The organism is Bradyrhizobium sp. dw_411, from assembly GCF_018449695.1.
Classification (GTDB): domain Bacteria; phylum Pseudomonadota; class Alphaproteobacteria; order Rhizobiales; family Xanthobacteraceae; genus Bradyrhizobium.
In genome coordinates this window covers 57,591-74,431 of the sequence record NZ_JAAVUY010000024.1, presented here as the reverse complement: position 1 = coordinate 74,431, position 16,841 = coordinate 57,591, and the positions used below count along the sequence as shown (strand labels likewise).

At 62.6% G+C, this 16,841-nt stretch carries 14 protein-coding genes; 4 read left to right on the top strand and 10 right to left on the bottom strand.

Annotated elements, in window-relative coordinates:
- Positions 1 to 13: 13 nt before the first annotated feature.
- From HB676_RS30480 to HB676_RS30470, 3 genes are all read right to left on the bottom strand, one after another.
- Positions 14 to 1,030: a Gfo/Idh/MocA family oxidoreductase gene (locus HB676_RS30480; protein WP_213742202.1), complete on the bottom strand. Its 1,017-nt coding sequence runs from the start codon at positions 1,028 to 1,030 to the stop codon at positions 14 to 16.
- A gap of 330 nt (positions 1,031 to 1,360) precedes the next feature.
- Positions 1,361 to 2,773, bottom strand: a complete 1,413-nt coding sequence (locus HB676_RS30475) for a mannose-1-phosphate guanylyltransferase/mannose-6-phosphate isomerase (RefSeq protein ID WP_213742201.1) — start codon at positions 2,771 to 2,773, stop codon at positions 1,361 to 1,363.
- A gap of 7 nt (positions 2,774 to 2,780) precedes the next feature.
- A complete protein-coding gene (locus HB676_RS30470; protein ID WP_213742200.1) occupies positions 2,781 to 3,764 on the bottom strand; it encodes an NAD-dependent epimerase in 984 nt (327 codons plus the stop codon).
- 211 nt (positions 3,765 to 3,975) lie between these two features.
- On the opposite strand from HB676_RS30470, the gene HB676_RS30465 reads away from it, so the two are divergent.
- Both HB676_RS30465 and HB676_RS30460 read left to right on the top strand, forming a co-directional pair.
- The gene (locus HB676_RS30465) at positions 3,976 to 4,935 is read left to right on the top strand and encodes a lysylphosphatidylglycerol synthase transmembrane domain-containing protein (protein WP_213742199.1); all 960 of its coding nucleotides are present in this window, start codon (positions 3,976 to 3,978) and stop codon (positions 4,933 to 4,935) included.
- 17 nt (positions 4,936 to 4,952) lie between these two features.
- On the top strand, positions 4,953 to 5,969 hold the full coding sequence (locus HB676_RS30460; protein ID WP_213742198.1) for a glycosyltransferase family 4 protein: 1,017 nt from the start codon (positions 4,953 to 4,955) through the stop codon (positions 5,967 to 5,969).
- A 10-nt stretch (positions 5,970 to 5,979) separates the two neighbouring features.
- On the opposite strand, the gene HB676_RS30455 is transcribed toward HB676_RS30460, so the two are convergent.
- The 6 genes from HB676_RS30455 to rfaD form a co-directional block, all read right to left on the bottom strand.
- A complete protein-coding gene (locus HB676_RS30455; RefSeq protein ID WP_213742197.1) occupies positions 5,980 to 6,912 on the bottom strand; it encodes an NAD-dependent epimerase/dehydratase family protein in 933 nt (310 codons plus the stop codon).
- A complete protein-coding gene (locus HB676_RS30450; RefSeq protein WP_213742196.1) occupies positions 6,909 to 8,135 on the bottom strand; it encodes a glycosyltransferase family 4 protein in 1,227 nt (408 codons plus the stop codon). The genes HB676_RS30455 and HB676_RS30450 overlap by 4 nt, the downstream gene beginning before the upstream one ends.
- Before the next feature lie 55 nt (positions 8,136 to 8,190).
- Positions 8,191 to 10,128, bottom strand: a complete 1,938-nt coding sequence (locus HB676_RS30445; RefSeq protein WP_213742195.1) for an SDR family NAD(P)-dependent oxidoreductase — start codon at positions 10,126 to 10,128, stop codon at positions 8,191 to 8,193.
- A gap of 82 nt (positions 10,129 to 10,210) precedes the next feature.
- Positions 10,211 to 11,494: an O-antigen ligase family protein gene (locus HB676_RS30440; RefSeq protein WP_213742194.1), complete on the bottom strand. Its 1,284-nt coding sequence runs from the start codon at positions 11,492 to 11,494 to the stop codon at positions 10,211 to 10,213.
- Positions 11,491 to 12,963, bottom strand: coding sequence for a D-glycero-beta-D-manno-heptose-7-phosphate kinase (gene rfaE1 / locus HB676_RS30435; protein ID WP_213742193.1), 1,473 nt, complete (start codon positions 12,961 to 12,963; stop codon positions 11,491 to 11,493). The genes HB676_RS30440 and rfaE1 overlap by 4 nt, the downstream gene beginning before the upstream one ends.
- A gap of 22 nt (positions 12,964 to 12,985) precedes the next feature.
- On the bottom strand, positions 12,986 to 13,966 hold the full coding sequence (gene rfaD / locus HB676_RS30430; protein WP_213742192.1) for an ADP-glyceromanno-heptose 6-epimerase: 981 nt from the start codon (positions 13,964 to 13,966) through the stop codon (positions 12,986 to 12,988).
- Between the two features lie 162 nt (positions 13,967 to 14,128).
- On the opposite strand from rfaD, the gene waaF reads away from it, so the two are divergent.
- Entirely contained in the window at positions 14,129 to 15,190 is a 1,062-nt protein-coding gene (waaF, locus tag HB676_RS30425; RefSeq protein WP_213742191.1) for a lipopolysaccharide heptosyltransferase II, read from the top strand.
- Positions 15,187 to 15,717, top strand: coding sequence for an HAD family hydrolase (locus HB676_RS30420; protein WP_213742190.1), 531 nt, complete (start codon positions 15,187 to 15,189; stop codon positions 15,715 to 15,717). Before waaF ends, HB676_RS30420 begins: the two co-directional genes overlap by 4 nt.
- On the opposite strand, the gene HB676_RS30415 is transcribed toward HB676_RS30420, so the two are convergent.
- Entirely contained in the window at positions 15,699 to 16,757 is a 1,059-nt protein-coding gene (locus HB676_RS30415; RefSeq protein ID WP_213742189.1) for a glycosyltransferase family 4 protein, read from the bottom strand. The two genes, HB676_RS30420 and HB676_RS30415, sit on opposite strands and share 19 nt — an antisense overlap.
- Between the last annotated feature and the right edge of the window lie 84 nt (positions 16,758 to 16,841).

Sequence of the window (16,841 nt, the reverse complement as noted above, 5' to 3'; positions counted from 1 at the left end):
CTGCGTGATCGCTTCAGCCAACGACACGCCGCGGTCCCTTGCGCGCCGCGGCGACAGCAGGCTTGGCGGGCGTCTCGAGGCAGCGGATCGCGATTTCGAGGCTGGCGACGCCCTCGGCGCCGGTCACCGCAGGCGCGCTTTCGCTGCGCACCGCTTTGAGGAACGCGATCAATTCGGCGCGCAGCGGTTCGTCATGGCCGACCGGCAGATGGCGCATCGAATAGCTGCCGTCCGGCTTGAAGCCGAAACATTCGGTGACCTGACGCGTGAGCAGATCGCCCATCACATATTTGCCGCGCGTCGCGACCGTGACGTTGCGCGCCTTGAACGGCGTCAGCCAGTTGGTGTTGATGTGGGCGAGCACGCCCGACGCGGTGCGGAACTGCAGCAGCGCGATATCCTCGCGCTCGGCGACAGCACTTGAGAGCTGCGGCTGCACTTCGACGATGTCGGACTCGGTAAACCAGCGGATCAGGTCGATGTCGTGTACGGCAAGATCGATCACCACGCCGACATTCGACATCCGCGGCGGGAACGGTCCGACCCGCGTAATCGCGATCGACAGAATGTCCTCGCCCGAGATCGCCTGCTTGACCGCGGCCACGGCCGGGTTGAAGCGCTCGACATGGCCGACCATCAGGGTCACGCCGGCGCGCTCGGCGGCCGCGACGATTTCCTGGCCCTCCTCAACCGAAGACGCGATCGGCTTTTCGACCAGCACATGGATATTGTGCGCGATGCATTTCAGCGCGATCTCGTGATGCAGATGCGTCGGGGCGGCGATGGTGACGGCGTCGATGCCTTCCGCGATCAGTTCATCGAGGCTGGCGAAGGCGCGGCAACCGGCGAGCTCAGTCGCCCGCGCCCGATGTTCGGGCAGCGGATCGACGATCCCGACCAGCGTCGTATCGGGCATTCCGGCCAGCACGCGGGCATGATTGCTACCCATGATGCCGGCGCCGATGACCCCGATGCGAAGCGCACGTTTGGTATCGGCTTTCACACCGGATGCGGAACCTTTGGAAACCATTGAATGCAACCCCAGAATTATCAGGCGCCACGACCCCACAGCCCCTGCGCCGTGGTTCTCCTAGCACGTCGCCACAGATGTGGCGAATGAAGGGAGGACATCCCCAAACACGTTTTGATTCAAAGAATTACACGCCCGGTCCAGGGCAGGAAATATCGAAATACGTTAAATTACGTGGTTTGGCAGCCGGCGAATCTGTGCCGCCAGCCGCGCAATCGGAACCGGCTGGAGCCTTATCGATTCTGATTAAATCAGAATTCGGGCTCCAGTCTTTTGTTTTGACGCGTTTTCTTTACGCGAACCGGTATCCACTTCGCTCGAAAACGCTCTCTATGAGCGCTGATAATCATCCTCGATGCGGATGATGTCGTCCTCGCCGAGATAGCTCCCGGTCTGGACCTCGATCAATTCGAGCTGGATCTTGCCGGGGTTCTCCAGCCGGTGAACGGAGCCGATCGGGATGTAGATCGATTCGTTCTCATGCACCGTCTTGACGAGTTCGTTGACCGTGACCCGCGCGGCGCCGCGCACCACGATCCAGTGCTCGGAGCGGTGGTGATGTTTCTGCAGCGACAGCCGCCCGCCGGGCTTCACCACGATGCGCTTGACCTGGTGACGCTCACCCATGTCGACCGATTGATAGGTGCCCCAGGGCCGATGCATCTTCAGATGCTCCTCGGTCACTTTCGGCGCTACGGCCTTGAGCTTCGCGACCAGCCGCTTGAGTCCGTTGGCATCCTTCTGGCGCGACACCAGCACGGCGTCCTGCGTCGCCACCACCACGAGATCGTCGACGCCTTCCAGCGCGACCAGCACGCTCTCGGAAGAGACGTTGCAGTTGCGGGAATCCTCGAACACGGCGCGCCCTTGCGCGGCATTGCCCTGTTCGTCCTTGTCGGACAATTCCCACACCGCGTGCCATGAGCCGACATCAGACCAGCCGCACGCCACCGGCACCACCGCGGCGCGCGATGTTTTTTCCATTACGGCGTAGTCGATCGAGATCGCCTTGGCCGATCCGAACGAATCCGCGTCCAGCGTCACGAATCCGAGATCGCGTCCCGCTTTGGTGACGGCATCGCTGACCGCCTGCACGCTCTCGGCATCGACGTTGCGATATTCATCGAGCAGCACGGAGGCGCGGAACATGAAGTTGCCGCTATTCCAGAGATAGCCGGCCTTGACGTATTCGGCGGCCTTGGCCGCATCCGGCTTCTCGACGAATTTCTGGACGGCCTGGACTTTTCCGGAAACCACCTCGCCCGGATTGATGTAGCCGTATTCGGTCGCGGCGCGCTCCGGCGCCACGCCGAAGGTGACGATCCTGCCAGCATCCGCCGCAACCAATCCCTCGCGGCAGGCTGCGACAAACGCCTGGGTATCGCGAACGACGTGATCGGCGGCGAGCGCCAGCACCACCGCCTCATTGCTGCGCATCTGCGCAAAAACCGCACCGGCCGCGATCGCCGGGCCGGAATCCCGCCGCATCGGCTCCAGCAGCACGTCGGCCTCTACACCGATCTCGGCCAATTGCTCCAGCACCATGAAACGATAGGCGGTGTTGGTGATGACGATCGGGCGCTCGAACAACGCCGCATCCGACACCCGCAGGATGGTGTCCTGAAATGTCGAACGGGTACCGAACAGAGGCAGGAACTGTTTCGGACGGACCTCGCGCGAGGCAGGCCACAACCGCGTTCCGGCGCCGCCGCACATGATCAGTGGAACAATTCTTCGGTCCATCCGTGCCTCACACCTTGTAATGGTCGCGATACCAGGCGACAAAATGATGAATGCCGTCCTCGATCGAGGTCGCCGGCGAGAAACCGAAGTCGCGCATCAAATCTTCGACATCGGCGAAAGTTTCCGTGACGTCCCCTGGCTGCATCGGCAGCATATCCTTTACCGCCGCACGGCCCAACTCCTTCTCCAGAACTGAGACGACATGCGTCACCTCTTCCGGATGATGGTTGCCCACATTATAGACACGCGCCGGCGCGACCTTTCCGTCATCGCCGGGAACGTGATCGGCAAGACGCGAGACGACGCGAGTGACGTCATCGATATAAGTAAAGTCGCGGCGCATCTTGCCATGATTGAAGAGCTTGATCGGTCTGCCTTCCATAATCGCTTTCGTAAACATGAAGATCGCCATATCGGGGCGTCCCCATGGTCCGTAGATAGTGAAGAACCGCAAACCCGTGACCGGAAGACGGTAGAGATGGCTGTAGGAATGGGCCATCACTTCGTTGGCTTTTTTTGTGGCGGCGTAAAGGCTGATCGGACGATCGGTCTTGTCGTCGACCGAAAATGGCAGTTTGGTGTTGGCGCCGTAAACGGAAGATGACGACGCATAAATCAGATGACGGCATTCGTTGCGCCGGCATCCTTCCAGCACATTGACGAAACCTTCGAGATTGGCGTCGACATAGGCGTGGGGATGATCAATCGAGTAGCGCACCCCGGCTTGCGCCGCGAGGTGAATCACCACCGCAAACCGATGTTTGGCAAATAATTCGGCAATCGACGGACGGTCCGCCAGATCGGCCTGCACGAAATCAAACCGGGTATTTTTGCGCAGCAGGTTCAACCGCGACTGTTTCAAGGCCGGATCGTAATAATTGTTAACACTATCCAGCCCGACGATCCGGTGGCCCTGTTCCAATAGCGCACGGGCGACGTGAAAGCCGATGAATCCCGCTGCACCTGTGACCAATATTGTCTGATCAGACATCTTAACCCCGTCCGCGCCGGTTGGCGCCGCCGCGCCGGATGGACTGTTTTGCCGAGATATCACCGGGGCCGCAATACCCGGCGATGCGGCTATTGCCATATTGGCTTTAAAACCATACCAAGACGCCGAACCCGGGGCGCTCGGGGTCGATTTGCGCCGGTTTGATGCTCTTCTCTAACTTGCTTCTCTAACTTGGCAAAGCGCGGGCGAGATGCGCCGGATCCTGCTTTCGACAATCAAGATCGTCATCTCCGCGGCGCTGCTCTATCTCGCGCTCCGCAAGGCGAATTTTTCCGAACTGGCGTCGCGTATCGATGTCGCGAGCCTGGGCTGGCTCGGGCTGGCGATCGCGGCGACATTTCTGCAGATCTTTATCGGCGTGCTGCGTTGGCGCATCGTCAGCGCCGAATGCAACGCACCGCTGCCGATCCGCCAGGCGATGCGTTACAATCTGATCGGATCGTTTTTCAACCAGACGCTGCCCTCCTCGATCGGCGGCGACGCCGTGCGGCTCTGGCTGGTGGCGCGCGCCGGCGCCGGCTGGCGCGCGGCGACCTATTCGATCTTTGTCGACCGCGCCATCGGCCTGATTGCGCTGGCGGTCATGATCGTCGCGAGCCTGCCATGGAGCTATCGGCTGATCAGCGATCCCTATGGCCGCTCCGCATTGTTGCTGGTCGATTTCGCAGCACTTGCGGGCGGCATGGGATTTCTCATTCTCGGCCGTCTGCGATGGCCGTGGCTGAAGAGCTGGTGGGTAACGCATCATGTTTATGCCTGCGCCGTGATTGCCAACCGGGTGGTGTTCAGCCGGAAACATGGCATCGCGATCGCGGCGCTCTCGATATTCGTTCACGTGCTTGCCGTCGTGATCGCCTGGTGCGTGGTCAAGTCGATCGCAGCCCCGGTCGGATTCGGCCAGACCTTCCAGTTGATACCGCCGGTCATGCTGATCACGATGCTGCCGATCTCGATTGCCGGCTGGGGCGTGCGCGAAGCGACCATGGGATTGGCCTTTGGCTATGCCGGGCTGATGACCAATGAAGGCATCAACATTTCGCTGCTGTTTGGCGCGGTCTCCTTTATCGTCGGCGCCTTTGGCGGCCTCGTGTGGATTTTCAGCGCGGAGAAAGCCGCGCAAGGCACCGCACCGATCGAGGTGCCGGAATAACGGCCATATTGGACAGAATGACCATTTCGGACGCGTCGCTATTTCTTTTGGCCATCGTCGCCGCGGCGATCATCTCGGCCGGCCTGACCGCGGCGATCCGTCCGCTGCTCCTCAAGCACGCCTTGGCAAACCCGAATGCGCGCTCCTCCCATCGCATCCCGACGCCGCAGGGCGCGGGCATCGCGGTGATCGCTGCGACATTGGTGGTCGCCGCCGCGATCATGGCGGGCAACGATGGATCGCGCGTGCATGTTCCGATCGCGGTGTTCGGCGCGACGCTGTTCATTGCCATCGTCGGCTTTGCCGACGACCTCAAATCCATCCCTGTCGTAGCGCGGTTGTTGCTGCAGGCGGTCGCGGTCGGCGCGATCGTGTTTGCCGCATCGGATGATGTCAGGATCGTTCCGGCATGTCCGCTCTGGCTCGAGCGCAGCCTGATTTTGCTGGCAGGACTCTGGTTCGTGAATCTGGTCAACTTCATGGACGGGCTGGACTGGATGACCGTGGCCGAAATCGTGCCCGTGACATCAGCGCTGGTCGTCCTGGGATCGCTGAGCGAATTTTCGCTATCGCCAGCCATCATGGCCGCCGCGCTATGCGGCGCGATGATCGGCTTTGCGCCCTTCAACCGCCCGGTGGCAAAAATCTTTCTCGGCGATGTCGGCAGCCTGCCGATCGGCCTGCTGTTGGGCTGGTGTCTCATGGAACTGGCGTCGCATCAGCACCTCGCCGCTGCGCTGCTGTTGCCACTGTATTATCTGGCCGACGCCTCGGTGACGCTGTTGCGCCGCATGATCCGGCGCGAGCCGTTTTGGGCCGCGCATCGCTCGCATTTCTACCAGCGCGCGACCGACAACGGTTTTAGCGTGTGGCGCGTGGTGAGCGAGGTGTTCGTGCTCAATGTGGTTCTCGCAGGCTTGGCCATTGCGTCAACCCGGACGGCGTCGTTGGCAGTCGAAACCGTGCTCTTACTCGTTGGTGGCGCCGCGGTGACGTTTTCGATGTACCGGTTTTCGCAGCCGCGTACGTCTTAGAAGAAAACACTTAAGACGACACCGCCCGGCGCAGCCCCTCCTCGAGGCTGAACGGCGGCCGCCATCCGGTCGCGGCCATCTTCGAGACATCCACTTCCATCGATCCGATCAGGCTGTCCCGCGCTTCCGGGCGGCCGCTCATTTTCAACAGTAACTGCAACACCGGTAGCGGCAGCGGCACCAGACGCGCTGATTTGCCCGAGGCGCGCGCGATCTGCCGGACGAATTCAGGCGTCGAGATCTGCGCCTCATCCGCGACCAAAAAAAGATCGAATTGACCGCCCGTCGCCGAGAGCCGGTTGGCGATGAACGAAGCGAGGTTCTCGACGCCGACGAAAGCGCGGCGGTTATGGATCGCGCCGAATGGAAGCGGAATGCCACGCTGGACAGCCCTGACCAACAACCTGAAATTCCCGAGCGCTCCGGCGCCGTAGATCAACGGCGGCCGGATCACCGTGACGCGCATCGCAACCGTCTCGGACAGCGCCTTCAGACCGGACTCTGCGGCGGCTTTCGAGAGCCCATAAACGCCGCGCGGTGCGGCAATATCATCTTCGCGAAATGGCGCGCGGCCGTCGGTGGAGGCGCCGTTGACGAGAATAGTACTGAGATGGATGAACTGCCGCACACCGGCTGCCGCGGCGCTTCGCGCCAGTTGCAGTGTGCCCTCGGTGTTCACGGTACGATAGAGCCCGCCCGCATGTTCCTCGCCGGGGTGATGCGCCCGCGCCGCCAGATGCACCACCGCCTCGACACCGTCCAGCGCGGCGTGCCAGTCGGTGTCAGGTCCGATAGAGCCGATCAGGACTTCATCGTCGCCGCCTGTGGGCGTTCGCACCGCGCGCCGCACCCGCCATCCCGCTTGCACCAATGCCGGCACCAGATGCCGGCCGACAAAACCGCTGGCGCCTGTCACGAGAACGGAGGGACGCGTGTCCGTCATCGTCCGCTCTCTGATTTGCGCAGCAATCCCTGAACGAGATCGGAATAGCCGGCCATCGCTCCCGCAAAATTAAACCGTTGCGCGATCGTGGCGGCGCGCTCGCCGCGCGCGAAATCCTCGGACGACGCGGCAAGCCGGATGGTTCTTGCCAGCTCATCGGCATCGCCGGGCGTGACGACCCAGCCCACATCATGCTCGGTGACTGTCAGTGCCGCCTCGGCATCGCGCTCGGCTACAATGAGTACCGGCCGGCCCACCGCGAGCAGATTGTAGAACCGGCTCGGCACCGACACGCCCGCGACGTTTTTGCGATAGGGAATCAGCCAGAGATCGGCAGCCGACAAAAACGCTTCGAGATTTTCATCCGGCACGCGGTCAACGAGACTGACATTGGGAAGTACGGTCTGCGCCTGCATCTGCTTGAGGCGCTCGAAGCCGATGCCCCAGCCCGACAGCAGAAAGTGAATATCCGGATCGTCGCGCAGCAACCGCGCCGCAGCAAATACGATATCGGGATCATGGGTAAAGCCGAGATTGCCGGAGAGACCGACGATAAAGCGGGCGGCCTGCGAACGGCGGTAGGGATTATCCGGCGATATCGGCCGGACTGCAGGCGCGAGTGTCGCCCAGTTCGGAATGAAGCGGAGTTTGTCGCGGGTGACGCCCGCATACCGCAACAGAAGCTGCTCGGTGTCGCGACCGATCGTGACGATGGCATTGAGCCCGCGAAACATCAGCGCGTTGATGCCGCGTATCCCCCGGGTCACCAGCGAGGCCGGCTTCAACAGGCCGGCCATCACAAGCACATCGGGATAGAGATCGTGCATGATCAGCACCGAGCGCGCCCGTTTCAACCGGGCCGCCGCGACCACCGCATAGGGCAGCATGAACGGCGCGGTGACGGTGAGCGCGACATCGCCGGGCTGCAATCGCGTCAACAGCGCCCGGAATATCCGGATCGCGAACAGCATTTCCGATGTCGCGCGCCTGACCAGCGCGGCCTTGCCCGGCAGCCGGTTCTTGACCTCAACGACATCAAACTGGCCTGCACGATCGGACTGAATCGTTGCCGAGCCGGCCATGCCCGACAGCACCAGTACCGGCGCATCGCGCGCGAGCTGAGTTGAGATCGCCGACATGATCGCGGCCGTCGTGCTCTGATCGGGCGGGTAATGCTGGCTGGCAATAATGATTTTTGGGGCGATTTTTTCTGGCTTCTGCATCAATCGCTTTCGAAACGGTGCCGCACGGCCAGCGTAAAACTAACGGAACAATATCTTAAGCGGCGCTCGAGCCAAATTCCGGCACGGCATCCTTCAACACGGATTTGATGGTGGCGCGGTCGTCCCTCGCGATCGCCTGCTCCAGCGCCGCGATCCATTTTCGCAGCGACTGCATCGGCGGCTCATTGGGCTTGGCCGCCATGATGCCGGCGACGCCGATCTCGACGGTCGGCTCCTCCGTTGCAAACAGGATTTCGTTGAGGCGCTCGCCGGGCCGCATACCCGAGAACACGATGTCGATATCGTAACCCGGCTGCAGGCCGGACAGCCGGATCATGCGCTCGGCCAGATCGACGATTTTTACAGGTTGCCCCATGTTGAGCACGTAGACCGACACGTCCGGGCGTACCGGCGCCAGCGCATGCGCGGCAGCGGTGATCACGAGATCGCAGGCTTCGCGGATGGTCATGAAATAGCGGACCATGTCGGGATGCGTGACCGTCACCGGGCCGCCTGCCGCAATCTGCGCCTTGAACTTCGGCACCACTGATCCGTTCGACGCCAGCACATTGCCGAATCTCACCGAGATCAGCCGCATCGGCGGCTTGCCGCTGCGCTCCGCCGCCAGATCGCGATCCAGCGCCTGGCAATACATCTCGGCAAATCGCTTGGTCAGACCCAGCATCGACACAGGCTCGATCGCCTTGTCGGTCGAAATCATCACCATCGCCTCGGCGCCGGCCGCCTGCGCGGCGTCAGCGACGTTGACCGATCCGAAAATGTTGGTCTTGACGCCTTCGCTCCAGTCGCGTTCCAAAATCGGCACATGCTTGAGGGCTGCGGCGTGGAACACGATGTCCGGCTTGAATTCGTTCATCAGCCGCGTGATACGTCCGCGATCCCTGATGTCGGCGATCCGGCCTTCGACCTTCACGCTGCTCTCGCGCGCGGCCAGTTCTTCGGTCACGGCATAGAGCGCCGGTTCCGAATTCTCGATCACCAGCAGTCGCGCGGCGCCGAAGGTCGCGACACGCTCGCAGATTTCAGAGCCGATCGAGCCGCCGCCACCGGTGACGATAACCGACTTGCCCTTCACCAGGGCTTCGAGCCGCTTATAGTCGATTTTCTCGCTGGGACGCAGCAGCAGGTCTTCGACTGCTACCGTCGTCAATCGCGGCGTGTCGCCGCTTTCCAGCGACGGCAGCCGGCTGACGATCAAGTTCAGCTTCCGCGCCCGCATCAGAACGGCCTCGGGCCGTGCCTCGGCGTCGAACGCGGACGGCGTCATCACCACACGGGTGATCGGCTTGTCGCGCTTGGCGTAATCCGCAACGACATATTCCATGTCGTCGATCCCGCCGACCACCGGAATGCCGCGGATCGACTGGCCGCGGTCCGCCACCGATGGTGACAACACGGCCACTGGCCACAGCCGCGTGACCGCGCCGCTTTCGATGCCGCGCAGGAGAACTTCGGCATCGGCCGTGCGGCCAATCACCAGCGTTGGCAACGCGCCTTCGGTGCGGGCATGACGGCGCGTGCGCGTGTAACGGAAATAACGATAGGCGAAGCGCATGCCGCTGAGGAAAAACACCTCGAGAAACCAGAACAATACGATGGTGGTTTTGCCGAGAAAGAATCCGCCCTGGATACTGCGCGCCACCGACGGATCGTTCACGACCGGTGCCACGAAAATATAATCCAGCGCCAGCAGTGCGGCGGTCAGCACGGTGGTGACGCGCAGGATATTCAGCGCATCCGGCAACGAGATGAAACGCCATTTCATCGTGGTCAGGTTGCTGACGTAACAGACGACCACGGTGAAGACGATGAAGTACGGCAGGATGTGCAGCAACAGCGGCACGCGGTCATAGAACAGATCGCCGCCCTCGAAGCGCAGATAGAAGCTCGCAAACAGCGCCAGCGCGGTCGCCAGCGCATCATGCGTCGCAATCAAGGCGTTGCGCAGGGTCAGATTGGAAAGGCGCATCATGTCACTGACCGGTCACGGGGCATAGCGGGCAAAACCCGTCGCAAGCCTGCTGATAGCTGATCTCGTGCGGGCATGCCAGCCGTCATGACCGCCTGGAAATCAGTGGCGCCGGCGATGCGCCCGGCGCGCGCAGCATCATGCCGCCGGCGATGCCCACCCCAAGCACATACATCCATCCCGGGGTGAAATCGAAGATGTGCGAATTGAACGCCGATGTGAAAAAATTCTGCACCACGGCCATCAGCCCGATCCAGGATACCAGGCCATCGCCGCGAAACAGCAGCCCATGCACCAGCCACATCGCGTACAACAGGATGACGCCAAGCACGCCCCACTGGATCGCGACATTCAGGGTCTGGTTATGCGGATTTGCGATCACCTCGCTGGTGGCGGTATCCTTGCCGACAGCGGCCTGTTCGAACAGCCCGCGGATCGATCCCGTGCCATGGCCGAACATCGGCGCTTCGGCAATGAACCGCAGCGATTTTTGCCAGAATTCCAGCCGCAGGCCGATCGATGTCGGCATGTTCTTGTCATGGTATAGTTGATAGTCCTGCGAAAAGGTCTGGATCTTGGCGCGCAACTGCAGCGAGGTCGCAAAGGCCAGCGCCGCCAGCACGATCGCCACGCCGATCAGGATCAGGCTGGTGCGCCATTTCAGATGCAGCAGCGCGAACACCGCCAGCATGATCGGCATGGTCACCAGCGCCGTGCGCGAAACAATGATGAACGCCATGTTGGCGACCAAACAGAGCGCGATCGCGCCCAGCAACAGCGCCGGCACAATGCGGCCGGCACGCACCAGCGTAACGATCGGATAGGCCAGCACCACGGCGCACAGCGCGAATTCCTGGCTCTGATCGATATAGTTTTTAACCGGCACGCCATAATCGGCGACGGAGCGCAGCGCCAGTGCCGGATGCCATGCGACGATAAAAGACATCACCATCAGCGCGACGCAGGAAACCAGAAACGCCGCGAATACCTGCACGCCGCGCGACGAGCGTTCGAAATGATAGAACAGCACCGGCAGCATCAGGAGTTTGGCCGCCGGACCGACCGCATATAGCCGCGCGCTCCACGCCGCATCCGACCACAGCGTGCCCACGGCTGCCAGCGCAAACAGCGCAAGCGGCACGGTGGATGCCGGACGCTTAAGCGATTGCAGGAAAGCCTTGCGGTCGAAGAACGGCAGCATCGTGACCACGGCCGCGACTGCAAAGATCGCCACCAGCGACGTCGACCACGGCAGCGTGACCGCGACGAGGCCAATAAGGATATCCGTCGTCTCGATCCAGGCGGCCGGATCGCGCCAGCGCCGCGCCAGCAACGCGCCCAGCGGCTCGCGAGCGATGGCGCTTCTCACGCCTTGTCTCTCCGTGCGCGATCGACCAGCGACGTCGTGCTGAAACCGGGCAACACGTCGACCAGCAGCACTTCGCCGCCATTGGCTTCGACGATCTCGTGGCCGACGACTTTCTCGCGGGTATAGTCGCCACCCTTGACCAGCACGCTCGGCACGATCCGCGTGATCAGGTCGATCGGCGTGTCCTGTTCGAAGATCACCACCAGATCGACCGCTTCCAGCGACGCCAGCACTTCGGCTCGCGCGCGCTCGTCCTGTACCGGGCGCCCCTCGCCTTTCAGCCGCTTCACCGAGGCGTCGCTGTTCAGCCCGACGATCAGGCGGTCGCAGGCGCCGCGCGCCACAGTCAGAACCCTGACGTGACCGGGATGCAGAATATCGAAACAGCCATTGGTGAAACCGACCCGCAATCCCTGCTCGCGCCAGTCCGCGACCTGCGTTTCCAGATCGCCTTTTTGGGCAACGATCTTTTCTTCCGCCGCGCGCGCCGCATGCGGCAGGATTTTCCGCCGCAATTCCGCCGACGACACGCTGGCGGTGCCTTTCTTGCTGACGGCGACTGCGGCCGCCGCGGTCGCGACCCGCAAGGCGGTTTCCCAATCGGCTTTGGTCGCCAGCGCCACCGCCAGCACGGCCGCAACCGTATCACCCGCCCCCGAGACGTCGATCACCTTGACGGCATGAGCCGGCACGTGAATGACGTCGCCGCTGCGCGGCACCAGCGTCATGCCGTGTTCGCTCTGCGTGACTAATATTGCTTCGCAATCGGCAAGCTGCATCGCGTCCTGCGCGGCTTCGGCGATGCTGTCGACCGAATCGGCGCGGCTGCGGGTCGCTTCCGCGAATTCCTTGCGATTGGGCGTCAGCAGCGTCGCGCCACGATAGATCGCGAAATTGGTGCTCTTGGGATCGACGATCACGGGCTTGCCCAGCTTTCGCGCGGCGTCGATTACGTTGCGGATCACCCGCGCCGTCAGCACGCCCTTGGCGTAGTCCGACAGCAGCACGATGTCGGCGCGCGGCAACAGCGGCAGGATGGTATCGATCAGTTTCTGCTCGATTTCGGCGCTGGCCGGTTGCGCCTTTTCCCAATCGGCGCGCAGCATGTGGGTGGAGAAATGTTCGGAAACGAAACGCACCTTGCGCGTCGTCGGCCGCGAGGAATCCGGCACCAGCACGCTCTCGATCAGGCTTTCCTGCGCCAGCCTGGCCTTCAGCCGGCCGCCCGCCTCATCCTCGCCGATCAGGCCGACGAAAATGCAGCGCGCGCCGAGCGAGGCGATGTTGCGCGCGACGTTGCCGGCGCCGCCGACATCCGTTTCGGTGCGCTGGACCGCAATCACAGGCGCCGGCGCTTCCGGCGAGATGCGCGACACCTCGCCATAGACGAATTCGTCGAGCATGAGATCGCCGACACACAACACGGTCTGGCGGACGATGGCAGCGCTCAGGGCTTCAAAATCAAACATCTATTCTCGCATCTGTTGCCCGTCAGCGGAACCGATCGGCGCGATCGAGATAACCGTTGACGTAAAGACCGACCGCATCTTCCAGCGCCGTGAAGCCGCCATTATAACCGGCGCGCTGCAGCCGATCGACATCGCTTTGGGTGAAGTATTGGTAACTATCGCGGATCGCCACGGGCATATCGATATAGCGGATGTTGGGTGCCGTGCCGAGCGCGGCATAGGCCGACAGCATCAAATCTTTGAAGCTGCGGGCATGGCCGGTTCCGACGTTGAAAAGTCCGCTGACCGAGGGCGTCGCCAGCAGCCACATCATCACCCGCACCACGTTATCCACATAGATGAAGTCGCGCCGCTGGTCGCCGTCGGCGATGCCGTCGCGATGCGACTTGAACAGCTCGACGACGCGGCCGGCCTTGATGTCGTCGAAGCGCCGCGTCAGCACGCTCATCATCGCGCCTTTGTGATATTCATTGGGGCCGAATACGTTGAAGAATTTCAAACCCGCCCATTGCGGCGGCAACTTCTCGCCCCGGGCGGCGCGCTCGGCCACCGCCATGTCGAACAGATGCTTGCTCCAGCCGTAGAGATTCATCGGCCGCAAGGTTTTCAGCGCCGCCAGTGACGGGTCGTCGGCAAACCCTTGTGCGCCGTCGCCATAGGTCGCGGCCGAAGATGCATAGATCAACGGCGTCGCATTGGCCGTGCACCAGTCGAGCAGCCGCATCGACAGCCGGAAATTGGTTTCGATCACGAGATCGCCATCGGTCGCGGTGGTCTCCGAGATCGCACCGAGATGAAGGACCGCGTCCAGCCGGCGGCCCTTGAGCCAGTCCATCACTTGCGCCGGCGGGACGATATCGGCGAGCTGGCGCTTGGCGAGATTGCGCCACTTGCCGTCATGGCCAAGCACATCGCACACAGCAACATCGGCGCGACCCGCATCGTTGAGCGCGGCCACGACATTCGACCCGATAAAACCGGCGCCACCGGTCACCAGCAACATGACTACCCTGCCCTGATTTGTGGGATGCCAGCTTTGCCTCACTCTCGCTTGGCAGGCAACTTAGGTCCTGCGGTGTAGTGAAGACCGCCGCGCGACTTTACCTCCGGGCGGGGAGCGGTTACGCCACCGGATTGGAGCGGACGGGCGCCTGACATTTATAAAATGAATATAGATTCAGACCATATAGTAACGGTGGAGGATCGGGACGATACCCGGCCGATCCTGATCGTCCCCTATATGTGGATCGGCGATTTCGTCCGCGGCCACACGGTCGTCCGGGTGCTCAAGCAGCGCTGGCCGAACCGGCCGGTGGACCTGCTGGTGACCTCGCTGTGCGCTCCCCTGGTCGATTACATGCCGGATGTCCGCGCCCGGATCGTCTGGGACCTGCCCCGGCGCCAACTCGCCTTGGCCAAACAATGGGGACTCGCAGCCCAATTGCGGCAACGCGGCTACAAGACTGTGCTGGTGATGCCCCGCACCTGGAAGGCGGCTCTGGCGCCTGCGCTGGCCGGCATACCGGAACGGGTGGGTTTCGTCGGCGAAGCCAGGTTTGGGCTGCTGAATCAGTGGCGCTGGGGCGAGAAGGCGCTGCCCCGGTTTATCGACAAGAACGCCGCGCTGGCGCTGCCGGATGGCGCGCCGCTGCCCAGGGAATGGCCGGTGCCACAGCTTCGGGTTCCCGCTGGTGAAGTTATCCGCTGGCGGCAAGCGAACGGGCTCGGCACCGCGCCCGCCGTGGCGCTGGGGCCGGGCTCGGTCGGCGCCTCCAAGCGCTGGACGTATTACCCGGAGGCGGCGCGGCTTCTGGCTGAGCAAGGCCTCGATGTCTGGGTGGTCGGCGGCCCCGGCGAAAAGGCGCTTGCCACCGAAATCGTCGCCGCCGGTGGCCCGCGCGTGCGCGACCTTACCGGCACGGATTTGCGTAACGGCATTCTGGCGGTCGCTGCGGCCAAGGTCGCGATCTCGAATGATTCGGGACTGATGCATATCGCGGCCGCAGCGGGGACGCCGACCATGGGCATTTTCGGCCCCACCAGTCCCTATCTGTGGGCGCCGCTCAACGGCCTCGCCGCGACGGTGCTGACCAAAACGCAGTTATCCTGCCAACCCTGCCAGCGCACGATCTGCACCATGAACGACCATCGCTGCATGCGGGACATCCCAGCGTCCGACGTGGTCGCGACCGTGACCCGCGTAATGGCCGAGGCGCAACACACATGAGCATCGATTCCACACTTCGCCCGGCCGCCTTTCTCGATCGCGACGGCGTTCTCAATTACGACGACGGCTACATGGGCACGCGCGAACGGATTCGCTGGATGCCGAATGTCGCCAACGCGATCCGCCGATTGAAGGACGCCGGGTATTTCGTGTTCCTGTTCACCAACCAATCCGGCGTCGCGCGCGGCCTCTTCACCGAGAGCGATCTGATCACGCTTCATGAATGGATGCGCGCGGAACTCACAGTACAGGGCGCCGTGATCGACGATGTCAGATATTGCGCACATCATCCCGACGGCACGGTCGCCGGCTATCTCGAAAATCATCCGTGGCGAAAACCAAAGCCCGGCATGATCCTTGATCTGATGAAACACTGGCCGGTACGGCACCAAGGCAGCTTTGTCATCGGCGACCGTTCAAGCGATATCGAGGCGGCCAAGGCTGCGGGATTGCCGGGCTTTCTGTTTGCCGGCGGCGACCTCGACGCGTTCGTCGCCGATGTGATGGCTCAGACCAGCGTGCGATAGACGCCTGCGATCGCGGTCGCCTCGGCATCGAGGCTGAATTTCTCCAATACTCTTGCCCGCGCCCGCGCGCCCATCGCAGCGGCAGAATTGGGATCGCGCATCAGCGGCTCGAGTACGGCGGCCAGCGCCTCGGCATCACCTGTCGGCGTCAATATTCCTGTGACGCCATCCTCGACCACAAGCTCGGCAGCACCCGCGCGCGAGGCCACCAGCGCCGCGCCGACCGACATCGCCTCGATCAGAGTCAGGCCAAAGCCTTCATTGCGCGAGGTGAACGCGTAGATCGTCAGCCGCTGATACCAGCGCTGCACTTCCTCGATTTCCAACTCGCCCGCGATGACGATGCGCGATTGCAGGCCCGCCGCTGCGATGCGTTGCTTCAGATCGTTGGCGAATCCCGCCTGCTCCGGCGTGATCGCACCGACCAACACGGCCGTGAAATCAGGATAGCGCGGCAACAGCCGGCACATCGCGTCCACAAACACGTCGCTGCCCTTCTGCGCGCGTACCCGGCCGAAACAACCAATCGCGTAGCGCCCAGGCAATGAAGCCGCCGCGAACGCCGCCGCACGATCGGCCGGCGGCGCATAGATATCCGTATCGACGCCGTGCATGATTACAGTCGCGGGGCGCTTGAGAAACGACGCTGAAATCTCGCTGGTCGCGATGATCGCGTCCATCCGCCGGATCAGCCAGCGCGTGATCCAGGTGTGATGACGTTGCGCCGCCGAGGTGAACACCAGTTTCAGCGGCCAGCCAAGCGTTCTCAGCAGCACGCCCACGATCATCTCGTTGTTGCGCCGCGCGTGCCAGATCAGTGGCGTTCGGCGTCGCCAGCATTTTAGGAGATCGGCGAACGACATCCGCGCGATGCCGTCGGGCGCGTTGGAACCAAGCCAGCCCGCGTTAAACAATCGGGCCAGTTTCGGCGCCACCATGCGATTGGTCGCGGTGACGCCCGAATAGCGCCTGTGCAGATTCGGTACGATCAGTTGCAGATTTTCGGCGGAAATATCCGGGATTCCCACGTCAGGCTCCATTTCGCGCATTCCCTATACGCAACATTAAGCATAGTGGCCAGTTCACTTGTGCTGAAACCCCCTCTTCACCGCAGCCCGGCTAGC

Bases quoted from the DNA above. Each gene is read 5' to 3' on its own strand.
- HB676_RS30480 (WP_213742202.1), bottom strand. From the start codon at position 1,030: ATGGTTTCCAAAGGTTCCGCATCCGGTGTGAAAGCCGATACCAAACGT.
- HB676_RS30475 (WP_213742201.1), bottom strand. From the start codon at position 2,773: ATGGACCGAAGAATTGTTCCACTGATCATGTGCGGCGGCGCCGGAACG.
- HB676_RS30470 (WP_213742200.1), bottom strand. From the start codon at position 3,764: ATGTCTGATCAGACAATATTGGTCACAGGTGCAGCGGGATTCATCGGC.
- HB676_RS30465 (WP_213742199.1), top strand. From the start codon at position 3,976: ATGCGCCGGATCCTGCTTTCGACAATCAAGATCGTCATCTCCGCGGCG.
- HB676_RS30460 (WP_213742198.1), top strand. From the start codon at position 4,953: ATGACCATTTCGGACGCGTCGCTATTTCTTTTGGCCATCGTCGCCGCG.
- HB676_RS30455 (WP_213742197.1), bottom strand. From the start codon at position 6,912: ATGACGGACACGCGTCCCTCCGTTCTCGTGACAGGCGCCAGCGGTTTT.
- HB676_RS30450 (WP_213742196.1), bottom strand. From the start codon at position 8,135: ATGCAGAAGCCAGAAAAAATCGCCCCAAAAATCATTATTGCCAGCCAG.
- HB676_RS30445 (WP_213742195.1), bottom strand. From the start codon at position 10,128: ATGATGCGCCTTTCCAATCTGACCCTGCGCAACGCCTTGATTGCGACG.
- rfaE1 (WP_213742193.1), bottom strand. From the start codon at position 12,963: ATGTTTGATTTTGAAGCCCTGAGCGCTGCCATCGTCCGCCAGACCGTG.
- rfaD (WP_213742192.1), bottom strand. From the start codon at position 13,966: ATGTTGCTGGTGACCGGTGGCGCCGGTTTTATCGGGTCGAATGTCGTG.
- waaF (WP_213742191.1), top strand. From the start codon at position 14,129: ATGAATATAGATTCAGACCATATAGTAACGGTGGAGGATCGGGACGAT.
- HB676_RS30420 (WP_213742190.1), top strand. From the start codon at position 15,187: ATGAGCATCGATTCCACACTTCGCCCGGCCGCCTTTCTCGATCGCGAC.
- HB676_RS30415 (WP_213742189.1), bottom strand. From the start codon at position 16,757: ATGGAGCCTGACGTGGGAATCCCGGATATTTCCGCCGAAAATCTGCAA.